Annotated in this window: 14 protein-coding genes; 6 read left to right on the top strand and 8 right to left on the bottom strand. The window is 68.4% G+C overall.

The window, feature by feature from the left end:
- Positions 1-140: 140 nt before the first annotated feature.
- Positions 141-1301: a porin gene (locus tag CFB41_RS06965; RefSeq protein ID WP_089456579.1), complete on the top strand. Its 1161-nt coding sequence runs from the start codon at positions 141-143 to the stop codon at positions 1299-1301.
- 412 nt (positions 1302-1713) lie between these two features.
- Positions 1714-2946: a transglycosylase SLT domain-containing protein gene (locus CFB41_RS06960; protein ID WP_089456010.1), complete on the top strand. Its 1233-nt coding sequence runs from the start codon at positions 1714-1716 to the stop codon at positions 2944-2946.
- A 151-nt stretch (positions 2947-3097) separates the two neighbouring features.
- Here CFB41_RS06960 and CFB41_RS06955 read toward each other — a convergent pair whose 3' ends face one another.
- Positions 3098-3427, bottom strand: coding sequence for a hypothetical protein (locus CFB41_RS06955; protein ID WP_089439784.1), 330 nt, complete (start codon positions 3425-3427; stop codon positions 3098-3100).
- Positions 3428-3648: 221 nt separating this feature from the next.
- Positions 3649-4395 (bottom strand): MipA/OmpV family protein, encoded by a 747-nt coding sequence (locus CFB41_RS06950; RefSeq protein ID WP_089425103.1) that lies wholly within the window; start codon positions 4393-4395, stop codon positions 3649-3651.
- A gap of 246 nt (positions 4396-4641) precedes the next feature.
- Between CFB41_RS06950 and CFB41_RS06945 the strand changes: the two genes are divergently transcribed.
- Both CFB41_RS06945 and CFB41_RS06940 read left to right on the top strand, forming a co-directional pair.
- Positions 4642-5361: a response regulator transcription factor gene (locus CFB41_RS06945; RefSeq protein ID WP_089456578.1), complete on the top strand. Its 720-nt coding sequence runs from the start codon at positions 4642-4644 to the stop codon at positions 5359-5361.
- Positions 5362-6738: an ATP-binding protein gene (locus tag CFB41_RS06940; RefSeq protein WP_089456009.1), complete on the top strand. Its 1377-nt coding sequence runs from the start codon at positions 5362-5364 to the stop codon at positions 6736-6738. It abuts the gene before it with no gap.
- 50 nt (positions 6739-6788) lie between these two features.
- Here CFB41_RS06940 and CFB41_RS06935 read toward each other — a convergent pair whose 3' ends face one another.
- The 6 genes from CFB41_RS06935 to CFB41_RS06910 form a co-directional block, all read right to left on the bottom strand.
- The gene (locus tag CFB41_RS06935) at positions 6789-7829 is read right to left on the bottom strand and encodes an iron ABC transporter permease (RefSeq protein ID WP_179249976.1); all 1041 of its coding nucleotides are present in this window, start codon (positions 7827-7829) and stop codon (positions 6789-6791) included.
- Positions 7826-8851: an ABC transporter substrate-binding protein gene (locus CFB41_RS06930; protein WP_256940865.1), complete on the bottom strand. Its 1026-nt coding sequence runs from the start codon at positions 8849-8851 to the stop codon at positions 7826-7828. The genes CFB41_RS06935 and CFB41_RS06930 overlap by 4 nt, the downstream gene beginning before the upstream one ends.
- The gene (locus CFB41_RS06925; RefSeq protein ID WP_089456007.1) at positions 8848-9645 is read right to left on the bottom strand and encodes an ABC transporter ATP-binding protein; all 798 of its coding nucleotides are present in this window, start codon (positions 9643-9645) and stop codon (positions 8848-8850) included. The genes CFB41_RS06930 and CFB41_RS06925 overlap by 4 nt, the downstream gene beginning before the upstream one ends.
- Positions 9645-11735 (bottom strand): TonB-dependent siderophore receptor, encoded by a 2091-nt coding sequence (locus CFB41_RS06920; protein ID WP_089456006.1) that lies wholly within the window; start codon positions 11733-11735, stop codon positions 9645-9647. Before CFB41_RS06920 ends, CFB41_RS06925 begins: the two co-directional genes overlap by 1 nt.
- A gap of 270 nt (positions 11736-12005) precedes the next feature.
- On the bottom strand, positions 12006-12914 hold the full coding sequence (locus CFB41_RS06915; RefSeq protein WP_089456005.1) for a transporter: 909 nt from the start codon (positions 12912-12914) through the stop codon (positions 12006-12008).
- Between the two features lie 162 nt (positions 12915-13076).
- On the bottom strand, positions 13077-14000 hold the full coding sequence (locus CFB41_RS06910) for a LysR family transcriptional regulator (RefSeq protein WP_011351653.1): 924 nt from the start codon (positions 13998-14000) through the stop codon (positions 13077-13079).
- 118 nt (positions 14001-14118) lie between these two features.
- Between CFB41_RS06910 and CFB41_RS06905 the strand changes: the two genes are divergently transcribed.
- Together CFB41_RS06905 and CFB41_RS06900 are read left to right on the top strand one after the other, a co-directional pair.
- Positions 14119-15000 (top strand): intradiol ring-cleavage dioxygenase, encoded by an 882-nt coding sequence (locus CFB41_RS06905; protein WP_089456004.1) that lies wholly within the window; start codon positions 14119-14121, stop codon positions 14998-15000.
- The gene (locus CFB41_RS06900) at positions 14997-15299 is read left to right on the top strand and encodes a Dabb family protein (protein WP_089456003.1); all 303 of its coding nucleotides are present in this window, start codon (positions 14997-14999) and stop codon (positions 15297-15299) included. Before CFB41_RS06905 ends, CFB41_RS06900 begins: the two co-directional genes overlap by 4 nt.
- Positions 15300-15304 lie beyond the last annotated feature (5 nt).

Here is a 15304-nt window from a genome sequence, read left to right as displayed (position 1 = left end):
CCCTCGATCTCGGGAATCGGAGGACATCCCTGTCTGCGTCAGGCCACAAAAGAGAATTTCATTTTTGCCGTTTTAATCGGGCTCGGTAGTCTCCTGCCATTCCGGATCACGCACACAAGCCAATGCGCAAGGAGATGACAATGAAACGCACGACCCTCTCGCTGATTTCCATCGCGTCGTTCGCGGCGATACCCGTCGCGCATGCGCAGTCGAGCGTCACGCTGTATGGCGTGATCGACACGTCGATCACCTACGTGAACCATGCTCAGGGCAAGGACAACGCGTGGATGCTCGGCAACAGCAGCGCGGGCAACCTGGCCGGCAGCCGCTGGGGCGTGAAAGGCACCGAGGATCTCGGCGGCGGGCTGAAGGCGCTGTTCCAGCTCGAAAACGGCTTCGACCCGAGCAACGGCCGGATGGGCCAGGGCGGCCGCATGTTCGGCCGGCAGGCGTTCGTCGGCCTGACGAGCGACCGTTACGGCACGCTCACGTTCGGCCGCCAGTACGATCCGCTCGTCGATCTCGTGCAAGGCATCACCGCCGACAACTATCTGGGCAGCGTGTTCGCGACGCCGGGCGACGTCGACAACTACGACAACAGCTTCCGCGTCGACAACGCGGTGAAGTACACGTCGGCCGTCTATTCGGGCCTGCAGTTCTCGGCGATGTATTCGTTCGGCGGCATCGCCGGCAGCACCGGCGCCGCGAATTCGTATTCGGCCGCCGTTTCGTACAACAACGGGCCGTTCAGCGTCGCGGGCGGCTACTTCCACACGACCAACAGCCCCGCGTCGAACGCGCAGCGCACCGGCTGGACCAGCTCGTCGGACGGCACGTTCGACGGCCCGATCAACAGCGGCTACGCGAGCGCGCATTCGATCGGCATCGCGCGCATCGCGGGCCAGTACGTCGCCGGCCCGTTCACGGTCGGCCTCGGCTACAGCAACGCGCAGTACCGCCGCGATGGCAGCTCGGTGTTCGGCTCGAACGAGCACTACAACACGGGGCAAGGCTTCGTGAACTACCAGGCGACCAACGCGCTGCTGGTCGGCGTCGGCTACAGCTATACGCGCTCGGGCGGCGACACGTCGGCCACCTATCACCAGGTATCGGCCGGCGCGGACTACAACCTGTCGAAGCGCACCGACGTCTACCTGACCGCCGCGTACCAGCACGCGAGCGGCCGGACCGGCGACGGCAACGGCGGCTCGATGGCCGCGCAGGCGTCGATCGGTTCGTACGGCTATGCGGGCACGAGCTCGCAGACGATGGTCAACCTCGGCCTGCGTCACCGCTTCTGATGCGAGACGGCCGGCTGCGCGCCGCGCGGCCGGTCGAATCCGCATTCACCGATACACCGATATGGCGGCTGCGGCCGCCGTTGTTTTTGAGTCGCCGTCTCTTTTCATCTCGGATAGCGACCTCAGCGCAATTTCCATCCGGTTCGATTCAGCACCGATTTCCGCAAGTAAATGACGCGACGCGTCAGTATTCCGGCAGCGCCACGACGCGCGTATTCGCGCGAAAATCCGGCCATTTTTACCGATAATACTTCGCCGAATCGCGTGATCGGACACGATAAAAATGCGTGGTGAATGCTTGGGGCAAATGCAAAGGAAAGTTTGACGTGAGCCATTTGCGTGCGCGCTATGGCACACTTCGCGTCTGCGTAATTTCCTTGCACCGGGCGGCCGGATTCCGCCCCATCCTGCCATGCCGCGTCAGACAACCCGTTCGATCAGCCGAGCAACGCCGAAAATCGCCGCGACGATTGCGCTGTCGTGCGCGCTCGCCGGCGTCGCGCGGGCCGATTGCCTCGACGACGCGGCCGCGTTCCAGCACGTGAGCGTCAGCCTGATGCGCGGCATCGCGCAGGTCGAGTCGGGCATGAATCCGAACGCCGTCAACACCAACACGAACGGCACGGTCGACATCGGCCTGATGCAGATCAACAGCACCTGGCTGCCGACGCTCGCGCGCGAAGGCATCACGCGGGAGAGCCTGTTCGATGCCTGCACGAACGCGTATGTCGGCGCGTGGATCCTGTCGCAGAACATTCGCCAGCTCGGCGCCAACTGGAACGCGATCGGCGCGTACAACTCCGCCTCGCCCGACAAGCGCCTCGCGTATGCGCGCAAGGTCTATGATGCAATCCGGACCATGCCGGATTCGCCGGATACTCCCATGCCCATCCTTCCCCCATCCTTTACGCCGCCGCAACAGGCCCAGGCGTACAACCCGTTCGCGAGCCTGAGCGTGTCCGCCCCGCCGCAGGTCACGCGTCCGCGCACGATTTCGTCGGCTCCGCCGCCCCCGCCGCCGCAAGGCGGCCCCGCCGGCCCGGCCGGCTCGTACAACTTCGGATGGACGGTCACGGGGGCGGACCAGGCGAAGCCGACCCAGGTCTTCGACGACGGCGCGCGGATCTACGTGCAGTTCAGCGACATGAAGCACGTGCCGGCGATCTTCACCGAGACGTCGTCCGGGCGCGTGCTGATGTCGTGGGAGCTGCAGTTTCCGTATGCCGTCCTGACGCGTCCCGCGCAAACGTTAATCTTCCAGCTCGGGCCGTTCGAGGCGCGCGCGCAGCGTAGCGCGGGCAATGGCGCCGGGATGACGGCGCAGGCCGGAACGGGGGGTGCAGCTGCGGCCGCCGGGTCGAAAAAGTCGGCGAATACGGCGACGAGTACGGCAGCCAATCCGGCGGCAGCGACCGCGACCGCGGCAAAACGCACGGTGTCGGCCGATGCGCTGTGGTACGTGAATACGCCTTCGACGTCGGGAACCGCGGCGGCCTCCCCGTCGACCGCGAACATTCCGGCCACGCTGCCGACCGCGATCACGTCGAACACGCCGCCGCCCGCGCCGGCCCAGGTGCCGGCTGCAGCCGCTCAGCCTCAGCCGTCGCGCGCCAGCGCGGATGCGCTGTGGTACATCTCGAAGTAGCGCACCGCCGGTCGCACGCGTCGCGCGGCGATCATTGCGCCACGGTCGGCGGCAGCTCGGGCGCGGTCATGTCGTCCACCCGGTTCGGATAGCGCGACGTCGACGGCACGCGCTCGCGTACCCGCACGCACGCCGCCACCGGCCACACCGCTCACCCGCGCCGCACCCAGATCACCTTGCCGTCGCGAATACCGAGATTGCGGCGTTCCTGCCGGTAATCCATCGTGCCCGGCAACGACGTGCCGTCGCGCTCGAGCACGCGCCACAGGCAGCCGTCCAGCTGCGCCGCCGCATCGGCCTCGGTCTTGCCGACCAGCGCGTCGTCCGGCCCCGCGTCCGCCTTGCAGGCCTGCGAAGTACGTGCCGGCTCGCCATTCATCACCATGCCGCCCGCGGTCGCATTCTTCGTTTTCATGTCCGTGCATCCCGCAAACGTTGCGCCCGCAACCAGCGCCATCACCATCGCGATCGTCTTCTTCATCGGATTCTCCCTGTTGCGCCCGGCGGAACCTGTACGGCGTTCCCGGCCGACCGGGCGTGGCATGCATGTTCGGTCCGCGCGCCCGGGCCACGCCGATTCCGCGTGCCCGCAGCCGCGGGTTCGGCCTGCCGCCGAAGCCGCCTGCATGTTACCGCACGCCGCGCGGCGTGACGGCACGAGCAGGCCGGCTGCGCCACACGATGCGTGCCGCGACGATTCGCTCAGAACTTGTAGGTCGCGCCCGCGATGGCGTAGTAGTTGCTGCGCGACTGGACGATCGGGCTGTCGCCGTAGCGGCCGAGCAGCCGCGTCACGCCGCCGGTCGCGAGCACCGACCAGTGCTGCGACAGCGTCCAGTTCCACGCGAGCGCCATCGACGCGCTGTCGATCCCGCCGCGCGTCGAATACGGCCGGAACCGGCTCGTCATCGACTGCGCATCGGTCACGCCGTAGAACGTCTGCGTGTAGCGCCCCGAGCCCGCATGCACGGTGCCCGTCACGATGATCTCGTGCTGCGCGGTCTTGAACACCGGCACCGCGAGATCCATGTGCCCCGACACGCCGCGCGACGTGTGGGTCACGGGCGAGTCGATCGTGACGCTCAGTTCCGCCGCGTTGAACAGCGTCACGCCCGCGCGCACGCCGACCAGCACCGAGCCCGGAACGCGGCCCATGCCCTTCAGGTAGTCGGAGCCAGGCAAGTCGAGGCGGTTCTCGTCGGCTCGCCCCGGGTCATAGCTCACCGCCGCCGACACGAACGCGCCGTGCGGCAGGTCCAGCCGGTAACCGGCGCCCTGCGTGCTGTCGATGAAGAAGCCATTGCCGAACTTCGCAGAGAAACCCGGCGCGACGACGCCGCGAGACTGGTTGCTGCCCGGGTAGCGCGGCGCGATACCGCCACCCAGCGACAGCGAATACTGGTTTTCCGCGTGGGCGGCGGCGGCGAGGGTCAGGCCGGCGAGCGGCATGCAATAGCGGTAGCGGCGAAGTATTGGGCGCACAATATTGAGATAAGAGTGACGGAGCCCGCAGTCTAGGTGCCGCCCTGCGCCGCGACTGTCCTGAATATTCGGGGAATCTGTGCTCAATTGTGTTCGATTGTTCGAGATTGTCGCCCCGCTCCCCCGGCCTTCGGCGCGCCGGATAGAATTCGCGTGCCGCGCCACGCACCGGCGTGCCCGGGCGTGCGTTGGCGCGTGCGCCTCGAGGAGACTATGAACGAAGACCCACTCAAATACCGTGTACTGCTGATCGAAGACGACGACCGCCTGGCGCAGCTCGTCCGCGAATACCTCGACGGTTATGAATTCGCGGTAACGGTCGTGCGACGCGGCGACCTCGCCGTCGCCGCGGTGCGCGAGCACCAGCCGGCCCTCGTGATACTCGACCTGATGCTGCCGAACCTCGACGGGATGGAAGTCTGCCGGCGCATCCGCGCGTTCACCAACGTCCCCGTACTGATCCTGACCGCGCGCCTGGACGTCTACGACCAGGTCGCGGGCCTCGAGACGGGCGCCGACGACTACGTGACGAAGCCGATCGAACCGCGCGTGCTGGTCGCCCGCGCGCTGCTGCGCCGCGCGCAGCCGGCCGTCGCGGAAGCGCCGGTGGCCGCGCCCGAAGCGCTCGTGTTCGGCGAACTGGCAATCTCGCCGCCGAACCGCACCGTCACGTGGCGCGGCGAGCCGGTCGACCTGAAGACCGCCGAGTTCAACCTGCTGCTGATTCTCGCGCGCGCGGCCGGCACCGTGCTGAGCCGCGACGACATCCTGAAGCAGCTGCGCGGCATCGAGTTCGACGGACTCGACCGCTCGGTCGATTCCGGCATCTCGAAGCTGCGCCGCCGCTTCGAGGATGCGTCGTCGGAGCCGCACAAGATCAAGACGATCTGGGGCCGCGGCTACCTGTTCAGCCCTTCCGCGTGGGACGAATAAATGCTCCGCCCATTGATTCGGCTGTACCTCGTCGTGATCGTGTTCGTCGCGGCGTCGATCGTCTTCGTCCAGATGTCGTTCGACCGGATCTTCTACGATCGCAGCGCGCAGGCGGAACGCGACTCGTTGACGACCTACGCGTTCGTGCTCAACGACTATCTCGAACGCCATCCGGGCGAGCAGCGCAAGTTCGCACTGCGCGAGCTCGCGAAATACGGCAACGAACGGTTCGACTTCATGCCGATGGCCACCGCCCGCGCGCAATTGAGCGGCGAGCCGCTGCGCGATCTCGACGCCGGCCGGATTTCGATCAGCTACGACCGCAAGGATTACTACATGCCGCTCGCGGATGGTTCGGTGCTGCATGCGCGGCCGATCGAAGCATTCAGCCTCGACATCAAGATCTATGCGTACATGCTGCTCGCGCTCAGCGCGCTGTTCGCGGTGGTGCTGTGGATTCACTATCACTGGCGCGACCTGCGCAGGCTGCAGGAAGCCGCCCGCGCATTCGGCGCCGGTACGCTGTCGACGCGCGTGAAGCTGTCCGGCAAGTCGAACATCTACGAGCTGTCGCAGCAGTTCAACGACATGGCCGAGCGCATCGAGGCGTCGATCAAGCAGCAGCGCGAAATGATGCACGGCATCTCGCACGAACTGAAGACGCCGCTCGCGCGGCTCGAATTCGGGCTCGCTCTGCTCGCCGAGCCTGACGAAACGGCCCGGATGCGCGAACGCCGCGACGCGCTGCGGCGCGACGTGCGCGAACTCGACGAGCTCGTCACGGAGCTGCTGACGATCGGCCGGCTCGAACAGGGGGCAAGCCAGCTCGCGCCGATGGAAGTCGTCGTCGACGCGCTGCTCGACAGCGTCGCCGGCAACGTCGCGAACGACATCGTCGATCGCGGCATCACGCTCGATGTGTCGGCCCTCGACGCGCCCGCGACCCACGTATGCGACCCGAAGCTGGTTGCGCGCGCGTTGCTGAACCTGATCCGCAACGGCGCGCGTTACGCGTCGCGCACGGTGCTGCTCGCCGCCGAGCGCAACGCGTCCGGCGCGCTCGTGTTGAGCGTCGACGACGATGGCCCCGGCATTCCGGCCGCCGAACGCGCCCGCGTGTTCGAACCGTTCCAGCGGCTCGACTCCAGCCGCGACCGGCAGACCGGCGGCTTCGGGCTCGGGCTCGCGATCGTGCGGCGCGTCGCGCAGGTGCACGGCGGTGACGTGCGGCTCGAGGACTCGCCGCTCGGCGGCGCACGCTTCGTGATCACGCTGCCCGCGCTGACGCTGCCGGACAACCTCTTCGACTTGCCGGAGCCCCTCACGCATGCCGACGCGTTCGGCGGCAGCACCGGCATGGCCCTCCCGCGGCAATGACGCGCGCGGCGGGCGGCGCCCCGGCCCCCCTCGCCTGACCTGCGCGCCGCTCAGCGGCGGCGCAGCAGCGCGACGAAGAACAGGCTGCCGAACATCGCGGTCACGATCCCGATCGGCAGATCCTCCGGCGCCGCGAGCGTGCGGGCGGCCACATCGGCCCAGACGAGCAGGATCGCGCCCGTCAGCGCGGCCACCGGCAGCAGCCTGCCGTGCTCGGCGCCGACGACGCGACGGCACAGATGCGGCGTCACGAGCCCGACGAAGCCGATCGCCCCGCTCACCGCCACCATCGCGCCCGTCGCGAACGATGCGACGACGAACACCTCGCGCCGCATTCGCGCGCTCGGCACGCCGAGCGCAGCCGCGGCAACATCGCCCGACATCAGCGCATTCAGTTCGCGCCGGCGCGCGTACAACGCGCCACCGGCGAGCGCCGCGCACACGGCCGGCACCGGCAGCAGATCCCAGCGCGCCAGCCCGACCCCGCCGAGCATCCAGAGCAGCACCGACGACGCGGCACGCTGGTCGCCGAGATACAGCAGCAGGTTGCCGAACGCGGCCATCATGAACGACACCGAAACGCCCGCGAGCAGCAGCCGGTCCGATTCGAGCCGGCCGCGCCGGTAAGCGAGCGCGACGACGCAGGCGGTCGCCGCGAGCGCGCCCGCGAACGCGGCGGCCGACAGCGTGAACGGGCCGAATGCCGCGCCGGCCATCACCGTGACCGCGACGGCGCCGAGCATCGCGCCTGCACTCACGCCGAGCAGGTGCGGATCGGCCAGGCGGTTCGCGGTCGCGGCCTGCAACGCGACGCCGACCGCCGCCAGCGTCGCGCCGACGATCGCGGCCAGCAACGCGCGCGGCATCCGGATCAGCCAGACGATGCTGTCGTCGCCCGCCCCCGCCGCCACTGCGCCGGCCTCGCCGAACGCCGACACGATATGCGTGGCGACGATCCGCACCGCCGCCGGCATCGCGATCGGCGCCGGCCCGAACGCGGCCGACGCGACGATCGACACGATCAACAGCAGCGCCAGCGCCGGCAGCACCACGCGCATGGCGGGCCGCGCTGCACGCACGTGCACGCTCATCGCGCCGGCCCGGCGAACGCGGCCGGATACAGCGCGCGCGCCAGCGTCTCGACGGCCGCGACGTTCTCGGGGCCCGGCGTCGCCGCATCGTACGGAATCACGATGAAGCGCCGGTCGCGGATCGCGGCCACGCGTGCGAGCGACGGCTGGCTCAGCAGGAATTGCTGCTTCTGCGCAGCCGTCACGGCCGAATAGTCGACGATCACGATCACCTGCGGATCGCGCGCGACCACGCTTTCCCAGCTCACCTGCGTCCAGCTGCGCGGCAGGTCGGCCATCACGTTGCGCGCGCCGGCCGCCGCCAGCAGCGCGGTCGGCATCGCGAGCCCGCCGGCCGTCATCGGCTTGTCGGTGCCGCTGTCGTAGACGAACACGCGCAGCGGCTCCGGATGCCCGATCGCACGCGACACCGCCGCGAGACGCGTGCGCATCGACGCGACGACCTGTGCGGCGCGCGCGTCGACGCCGAAGATCCGGCCGAGATTGCTCAGGTCGCGGAACACGTCGTCGAACGACGCGGCCGCCTGCTTCATCACGTGCGAACACGATTCCGTCAGCTCGTACGCACGGATGCCGAACGGCGCGAGCGTCGCGGGCGTCACCGGGCCGCCGACATGCATCCCGTAGTTCCAGCCCGCGAGATAGAAGTCGGCGCGCGCGGCCGCCAGCACCTCGAGCGACGGATACTGGCTCGCCAGTTCGGGCACGCCGCGCAGCGCATCGCGCACGCGCGCGGTGCCCGTCTTCCAGCCGCCGATCCCGGTGTAGCCGACGAGCCGGTCCTTCAGGCCGAGCACGAGCATCATCTCGGTCAGGTTGACGTCGTTGCTCACCGCACGCGTCGGCGCGCGCTCGAACGTCACGTCGCGATCGCAGCTGCGCACGGTGACGGGATAGGCGCCCGCCTGCGCGGCCGCGCAGCCGAGCACGGTCGCGGCAAGCAGCCGGCGGAATACAGGCGACGCAGCGGACAAGGCGGACGACAACGCGGAGGACAAGACAGGAAACGGCATGGCGGTCATTCCGGATGAAGCGGCGTGATGCGCGGCCGGCCCGTGACGGGATGGCGATCGACGAGCGCGGCGACGCCGAACACGTCGCGCAGCAACGCTTCGGTCAGCACGTCGGCCGGCACGCCCGATGCGACGACCCTGCCGTGCGCCAGCACGTGGAGTCGGTCGCAATACGCGGCCGCGAGATTGAGGTCGTGAATCGTGGCGAGCGTCGCGATGCCGAGGCGCCGCACGCGCGCGAGCAGTTCGAGCTGATGGCGCAGGTCGAGATGGTTGGTCGGTTCGTCGAGCAGCAACAGTTCGGGCTGCTGAGCGAGTGCGCGGGCCAGCAGCGCGCGCTGCTTCTCGCCGCCCGACAGCGACGCGAAGCGTTGCGCACGGCGCTCGACGAGACCGACGTCGTGCAGCGCGGATTCGACGATCCGGCGATCGTCCGCCGTCTCCGCATCGAGCGGCCGCTGGTGCGGCGTGCGCCCCATGCCGACCAGTTCGTCGACCGTCAGCCCGAAATCGTCCGGCGCCTCCTGCTGCAGCACCGCGATGCGCTGCGCGACCGCGCGCGGCCGCATGCGCCACACGTCCTGCGCATCGAGCGCGACACGGCCGGCATCGGGCCGCGCGTAACGGAACACGCAGCGCAGCAGGCTCGTCTTGCCGCTGCCGTTCGGGCCGACCAGCCCGACGAACTCGCCTTCGGCCACGCTCAGCGTCACCGAATCGAGCACGGTGATCGCGCCGCCGGGAGACCAGCTCACGCGCTCGATGTCGAGCATGTGCGTCACGGGAGTCGAGCCGTGCCGCATCAGAAGCGCATCGTCGCGACGAGCTCCGCCGAGCGCGACGGGCCGAGCAGCCATTGCTCGCCGCCGTTCGACGTCGTCACCGCATACGTGCGGTTCGCGAGGTTGCGCACGATCAGCGCCAGCTCGGTGCGCGACGTCGGCTGCCAGCGCAGCGACGCGTCGAACACCGTGTACGACGGCACCTGCACGCGGTTCGCGTCGTCGCCGTAGGTCGCGCCGACGTAGCGCACACCCGCGTTCGCCTGCCAGCGCTCGGCAAACGCCCAGCCGAGCCACAGGTTCGCCGTCTGCTGCGGCACGTTGGCCGGCGTATTGCCGGCGCGCGACACCGTCGCACTGCCGACCTTCTGGTTGAACGCGTCATAGCGCGCGCGCAGCAGCGCGACGTTCGCATCGACCGCCCAGCCGTGCGGCAACCGCGCGCCGCCCGTCAGCTCGATGCCGCGCGACGATTGCCGGCCGACCTGCTGACGCAGCGCGGGATTGAACGGATCGGTGGTGAGCAGGTTGCGCTTCGTGATGTCGTACACGGCGAACGTCCAGTATGCGCGGCCGTCGAGCAGCGTCTGCTTGACGCCGGCTTCCCACTGTTCGCCGGTCGCGAGCCGGTAGCCCGCCTGCGACGCGGACAGCGTCACGAGCGAGCCGAGGCCCTCTGCACCCGTCGTGTACTGCGCATACGCGCTGAGCGTCGGCGCGACTTCGAACACGAAGCCGGTGCGCCAGCCGACGTTCGCGAAACGCTTGTCGAAGCCCGCGCCGGTTGCCGCCTGCTCGCGGCTGAACGCGATGTGGTCGTAGCGCAGGCCGCTCACCCAGGCGAGCCGCGGCAGCACTTCGAGCCGGTTCTCGGCGAACACCGCCGCCTGCCGCGCCCGCGTGCTGAACTGCGGCACCGTCGGGTCGGGGCTCGTGAATGCGCCGGGATCGAAGCCGTGCGCGGGCACCGTCGATTCGCCGCCGTACGGCGAATTGTTGGTGCCGCTGAACGTGATCTGGCTGAATTCCGTGCCGACGACGAAGCGGTTCGCGCGGCCGAACAGCGTGCCGTCGAAGCGCGCGCTCAGCCGATCGCCGATCTGCCGCTGGTGGTGGCCGATCTCGATATAGTCGCTGCGCGTGACGCGCCTCGTCGCGGCATCGAGCGCATACGATTCGGCATTGCGCCACTGGCGGTTCGACGTCAGGTAGTAGAGCTGGTTGTCGATCGTCACGCCGGCCGTCGGCCGGTAGGTCGCCGACAGGCGCGTCCACTGGTCGTAATAGGCAATCGACGCGTCGCCGACGTTGTAGTTGACCTTGCGCAGCGACGGATCGAGTATGCCGTTCGGCGCCGGCACGCCATAGTAAGTCGCCGGCATCTGGCGGCCGTAGTCGAAGTCGAGCGTCAGCGTGAGCGTCGGGCTCACGTCGAACTTCAGCGCGCCGCCGACGGCCGTCGTATGCGTATCGGCCCGCCCGGCGAGACCGTTCGCGCGCGCATCGCTTGCATGGAAACGATACGACAGCCGCGGGCCGAGCGCGCCCGTCGTATCGAACGCGGCGCGCTTCGCGCCGTCGGGGCCGACACCGATCTGCAGCGTCGTCTCGCGCGTGCGCTGGGGCCGCTTCGGCACCACGTTCACGACACCGCCGATCGCCCCTTCGCCGTACAGTACCGACGCCGGGCCGCGCAGCACCTCGATGCGCTCGACCGACCACGTATCGAACGGGAACGTGATCGTGCCGGCGGCCGGCATCAGCCGCACGCCGTCGAGCAGCGTCATCACCGATTCCTGCCCGCTGAAGCCGCGCACGCTCAATGCAGTGCCGCCGGTACCGGGCGCCATCGCGCTCGAGAACCCCGCGGTGCGCGTCACCGCATCGAGCACCGTGCGATCGCCGCGCGCGTCGATCGTGTCGGCCGTGACCGTCTCGACGCTCGCGGGCGTGTCGAGGCTCGCGAGCCCGAGCCGCGAGCCCGTTTCGAGCGGTTGCGTCAGCGGGTCGACCGGTGCGGCGTGCGCGCTGACGTTGATCGCCGGCAGCGCATGCCGCTCGTCCGGTGCGGATGCGGCAGCTTCGACGGCCATCGCGCCGGAGGTCGCCATCGCGCAACCCAGCACGGTCGTGCAGCCGCGTGCGCGCCACGCGCGGGTGGGCCGGCGCGACGCGGCAGCGTGCCGCTCCCCGCACGCCGGCGGGTTCCTGGTTTTCGTCACGTCGTATCGATCTTCGTCTGGAGTCGCCGCGCGCGGCCACACCGGTAGCCCGGGCGGCCGGCGACGCAAAACGTCAGATGATACAAAATATCAACCCGATTCGTCAGGAATTTGTCAGGTTGTGCCAACCGCCCTGCCGACGGGCGTCGCGCGCCGTGCTTACAACGGGAAACTGAACTGCACCCACAGCTTGTCGCCCTGCGGCCGGTTGCGCACCGCGAACTCGTGCTGGTATTTCACGACCACGCCCGACGCCGGCCCCCACATGTAGCGCAGCTGCGGGCCGATCGCGACCGATTGCCCGCGAAAGCCGTCCGATGCGACCTTGACGCCGTCCTGCGTATCGTCGGTGAACTGCTTCAGGAACGTGCCCTGCACGCCGAGCTGCACGCGCCGGTCGATCGAATAGCCGATCAGGTAGTCGAGCACGGCGACCGCCCCCGAGTGGTACCGCGTCGCATGGTTCGGCGAATTCAGCTCCACCAGCGTGGTCGTCGAAATCTCCCAGTCGCGGCCCGGAAACCAGGTGGTGCTGACGTACGGCAGGAACGCATAGGTGTTCAGCCCCGTGTTCGCGATCCGGTTCGCCGCATACGCGCCGGTCGGCACCGCGAACGACGGCGAGAAGAACGCGAAGAACGTCTTCGATGCGTTCGCATAGTTGATCATGAACGGCTCGAGGATCACGTCGCCGAGCGACGTGCGGTTGCCCGTGCCGCCGGGCGTCGACAGATGCAGGTGGACGATCGGGACGATCGCACTGCTCGACAACGAAAACGGCCCGAACGTCGCGCCCCACGTGTGGACCACGCGCGGCGTCTCCGCGACCACGCTCAGGTGGAACCCCGGCACCGCGCTGCCGCCGTCCGGCCCGGCAAACCGGTTCGATGCGGAGTACAGCGCGTAGTTGAAGTACTGCGTGTTGCCGGGCGGCGGAAGCAGCCCGTTCAGCACCGTGTTGACGCCGAACGGATAGCTGATCTGCCCGTTCTCCGTGGCCGACGCCGGAACCTGAATGGCCCCGGCGATCAGGAGTGCCAACGGCACCCGTCGCAATGCGAATTTCATGTCGTCTCCAGACCGGATTGTTATCGTGTAATCGCGAGCCGGGCATCGCAGGCCCGGGGAGACGCAATGTAAAGCGCACGACAGCGGCGAAAAAGACGACGTTCGGGAGAACAGTTCTCCGTCACGCGGAGAAATGCGCGACGGCCCAGCGCCGGCCTGCGCTCAGCGGCCGACTTCCTTCCATTTGCGTGCGAGCCCGAGGCGTTCGAAACGCTCGATCAGGAACTCGGTGAACACGCGGATCTTCGCCGGCTGGTGACGGCGGCTCTGGTACGCGATGTTGACGGTGAGCGCCGGCAGTTGCCAGTCGGTGAGCACCGGCACCAGCTTCCCCGCGACGATATCGTCGTGAATGATGTAGAGCGGCTGGATCAGGATGCCGAGCCCGGCCAGTGCCGCGGCGCGGATCACCTGCCCTTCGTTCGCATCGAGCACGCTCTTGATCGTGACCGACTGCTTCTTCGCGCCGTGGCGGAAATGCAGCACGTACGGATCGTTCGCGAGGTTGTAGACCAGCAGCCGGTGGTCGCACAGCGCATCGGGCGTCGCGGGCGCCCCGTGCTTCGCCAGATACCCGGGCGACGCGGCCAGCACGCGCCGCGTCTCGGCGAGCTTGCGCACGGTGATGCCCGAATCCGCTTCATGCTCGCGCGTGCGGATCGCCACGTCGATGCCGGCCTCGATGAAATCCGGATAGCGGTTCGCCGCGACGATCTGTACGTTCAGGTTCGGGTAGCGCCGGTGGAACTCGGGCAACGCCGGTGCGATATAGATCGACGCGAACGAGACCGACGCGGTCACGCGCAGCGTGCCGGCCGGATTGACGCTCGTTTCGTTGACCGCCGCATCGGCTTCCGACAGTTCCATCAGGATCGCGACGCAGCGCCGGTGATATTCATGCCCGGCGTCGGTCAGCCACAGGCGCCGCGTGGTGCGCTCGACGAGCCGCGCACCCAGCCGCTCCTCCAGCGCGTTCAGGCAGCGGCTCGCCGCCGCGCTCGACATCCCGAGCCGCTCGGCGGCCTTCGACAGGCTGCCCAGTTCGGCGACCTGCACGAAAAATTCGATCTGAGTCCACTTGTCCATGCGTTCGATTCTTCCACTTGGCGGAGAACAAAACTCCTCCAAACCATCTTTTTTACGATTCAAGGAGGAATTAATGTTACGTCAACGCGCCACCCAACGACATCAGGAGACACCCCCTATGCGCAATCTCAACGAAGACACCATCACACAGGCCGTGATCGCGTCGCTGGGCGGCTGTCGCGACGAGCGGTTGCGCACGGTGATGACCAGCCTCGTCCAGCACCTGCATTCGTTTGCACGGGAGACGAAGCTCACCGAGGCCGAATGGCAAAGCGCGATCGGCTTCCTGACGGCGGTGGGCCACATCACCGACGACAAACGCCAGGAGTTCATCCTGCTCTCCGACGTGCTCGGGCTGTCGACCCTCGTCACCGCGCAGAATCATGCGAAGCCGGCCGGCTGCACGGAGGCGACCGTATTCGGTCCGTTCTACGTCGAAGGCAGCCGCGATTTCGGCATGTTCGACGACATCGCGAACGGCGCCTGCGGCGAGCCCTGCTTCGTGTCGGGCCATGTGCGCGGCATCGACGGCATGCCGATCGCGCACGCGTCGCTGGAAGTCTGGCAAGCCGACGAGGACGGGCACTACGACGTGCAGCTGCCGGCCGACGACGGCTCGGTCACGCATCGTGCGCGCGGCCGGCTGCGCACCGGTGCCGACGGCCGCTACGCATTCCGCTCGATCCTCGCCGAACCGTATCCGATTCCGCACGACGGCCCCGTCGGCGCGATGCTCGACGCGCTCGGCCGTCATCCGTGGCGCCCCGCGCACCTGCACTTCATGATCGAGGCCCGCGGCTACGAAACGCTGATCACGCACGTGTTCCGCGACGGCGACCGCTATCTCGACTCCGATGCGGTGTTCGGCGTCCGGTCGACGCTCGTTGCCGACTGGGTCCGGCACGCGCCCGGCATCGCGCCGGACGGATCGCGCATGGACACGCCGTTCTACACGCTCGATTACGACTTCGTGCTCAATCCCGCGGAGCGCGCCGCATGATCCGCCACGTCGTGATGTGGAACGTCGCCGGCGCGACCGAGCCCCAGCGCGCAGTGGCACGCACCACCGTCAAGACCGCCTTCGAAAGCCTGCGCGGCCGGATTCCGGGCATGACGCACCTCGAAGTCGGTGCGGATTTCAGCGCGGCCGATTACGCGTGCGACCTGATTCTCGTCGCCGACTTCGAGTCGCGCGAAGCACTCGACGCTTACGCGACGCATCCGGAACACACACGTGTACGCGATGCACTGACGGGCCTGCGCATCGCGCGCCATCAGGTCGACTACGCAACGGAGTAACGACA

Source organism: Burkholderia sp. AU33803 (assembly GCF_002223095.1).
GTDB lineage: Bacteria > Pseudomonadota > Gammaproteobacteria > Burkholderiales > Burkholderiaceae > Burkholderia.
This window is presented reverse-complemented; position numbering and strand designations above follow the sequence as displayed.

Coding starts and splice junctions, on each gene's coding strand:
- CFB41_RS06965 (WP_089456579.1), top strand. CDS start 141: ATGAAACGCACGACCCTCTCGCTGATTTCCATCGCGTCGTTCGCGGCG.
- CFB41_RS06960 (WP_089456010.1), top strand. CDS start 1,714: ATGCCGCGTCAGACAACCCGTTCGATCAGCCGAGCAACGCCGAAAATC.
- CFB41_RS06955 (WP_089439784.1), bottom strand. CDS start 3,427: ATGAAGAAGACGATCGCGATGGTGATGGCGCTGGTTGCGGGCGCAACG.
- CFB41_RS06950 (WP_089425103.1), bottom strand. CDS start 4,395: ATGCCGCTCGCCGGCCTGACCCTCGCCGCCGCCGCCCACGCGGAAAAC.
- CFB41_RS06945 (WP_089456578.1), top strand. CDS start 4,642: ATGAACGAAGACCCACTCAAATACCGTGTACTGCTGATCGAAGACGAC.
- CFB41_RS06940 (WP_089456009.1), top strand. CDS start 5,362: ATGCTCCGCCCATTGATTCGGCTGTACCTCGTCGTGATCGTGTTCGTC.
- CFB41_RS06935 (WP_179249976.1), bottom strand. CDS start 7,829: ATGAGCGTGCACGTGCGTGCAGCGCGGCCCGCCATGCGCGTGGTGCTG.
- CFB41_RS06930 (WP_256940865.1), bottom strand. CDS start 8,851: ATGACCGCCATGCCGTTTCCTGTCTTGTCCTCCGCGTTGTCGTCCGCC.
- CFB41_RS06925 (WP_089456007.1), bottom strand. CDS start 9,645: ATGCGGCACGGCTCGACTCCCGTGACGCACATGCTCGACATCGAGCGC.
- CFB41_RS06920 (WP_089456006.1), bottom strand. CDS start 11,735: ATGGCGACCTCCGGCGCGATGGCCGTCGAAGCTGCCGCATCCGCACCG.
- CFB41_RS06915 (WP_089456005.1), bottom strand. CDS start 12,914: ATGAAATTCGCATTGCGACGGGTGCCGTTGGCACTCCTGATCGCCGGG.
- CFB41_RS06910 (WP_011351653.1), bottom strand. CDS start 14,000: ATGGACAAGTGGACTCAGATCGAATTTTTCGTGCAGGTCGCCGAACTG.
- CFB41_RS06905 (WP_089456004.1), top strand. CDS start 14,119: ATGCGCAATCTCAACGAAGACACCATCACACAGGCCGTGATCGCGTCG.
- CFB41_RS06900 (WP_089456003.1), top strand. CDS start 14,997: ATGATCCGCCACGTCGTGATGTGGAACGTCGCCGGCGCGACCGAGCCC.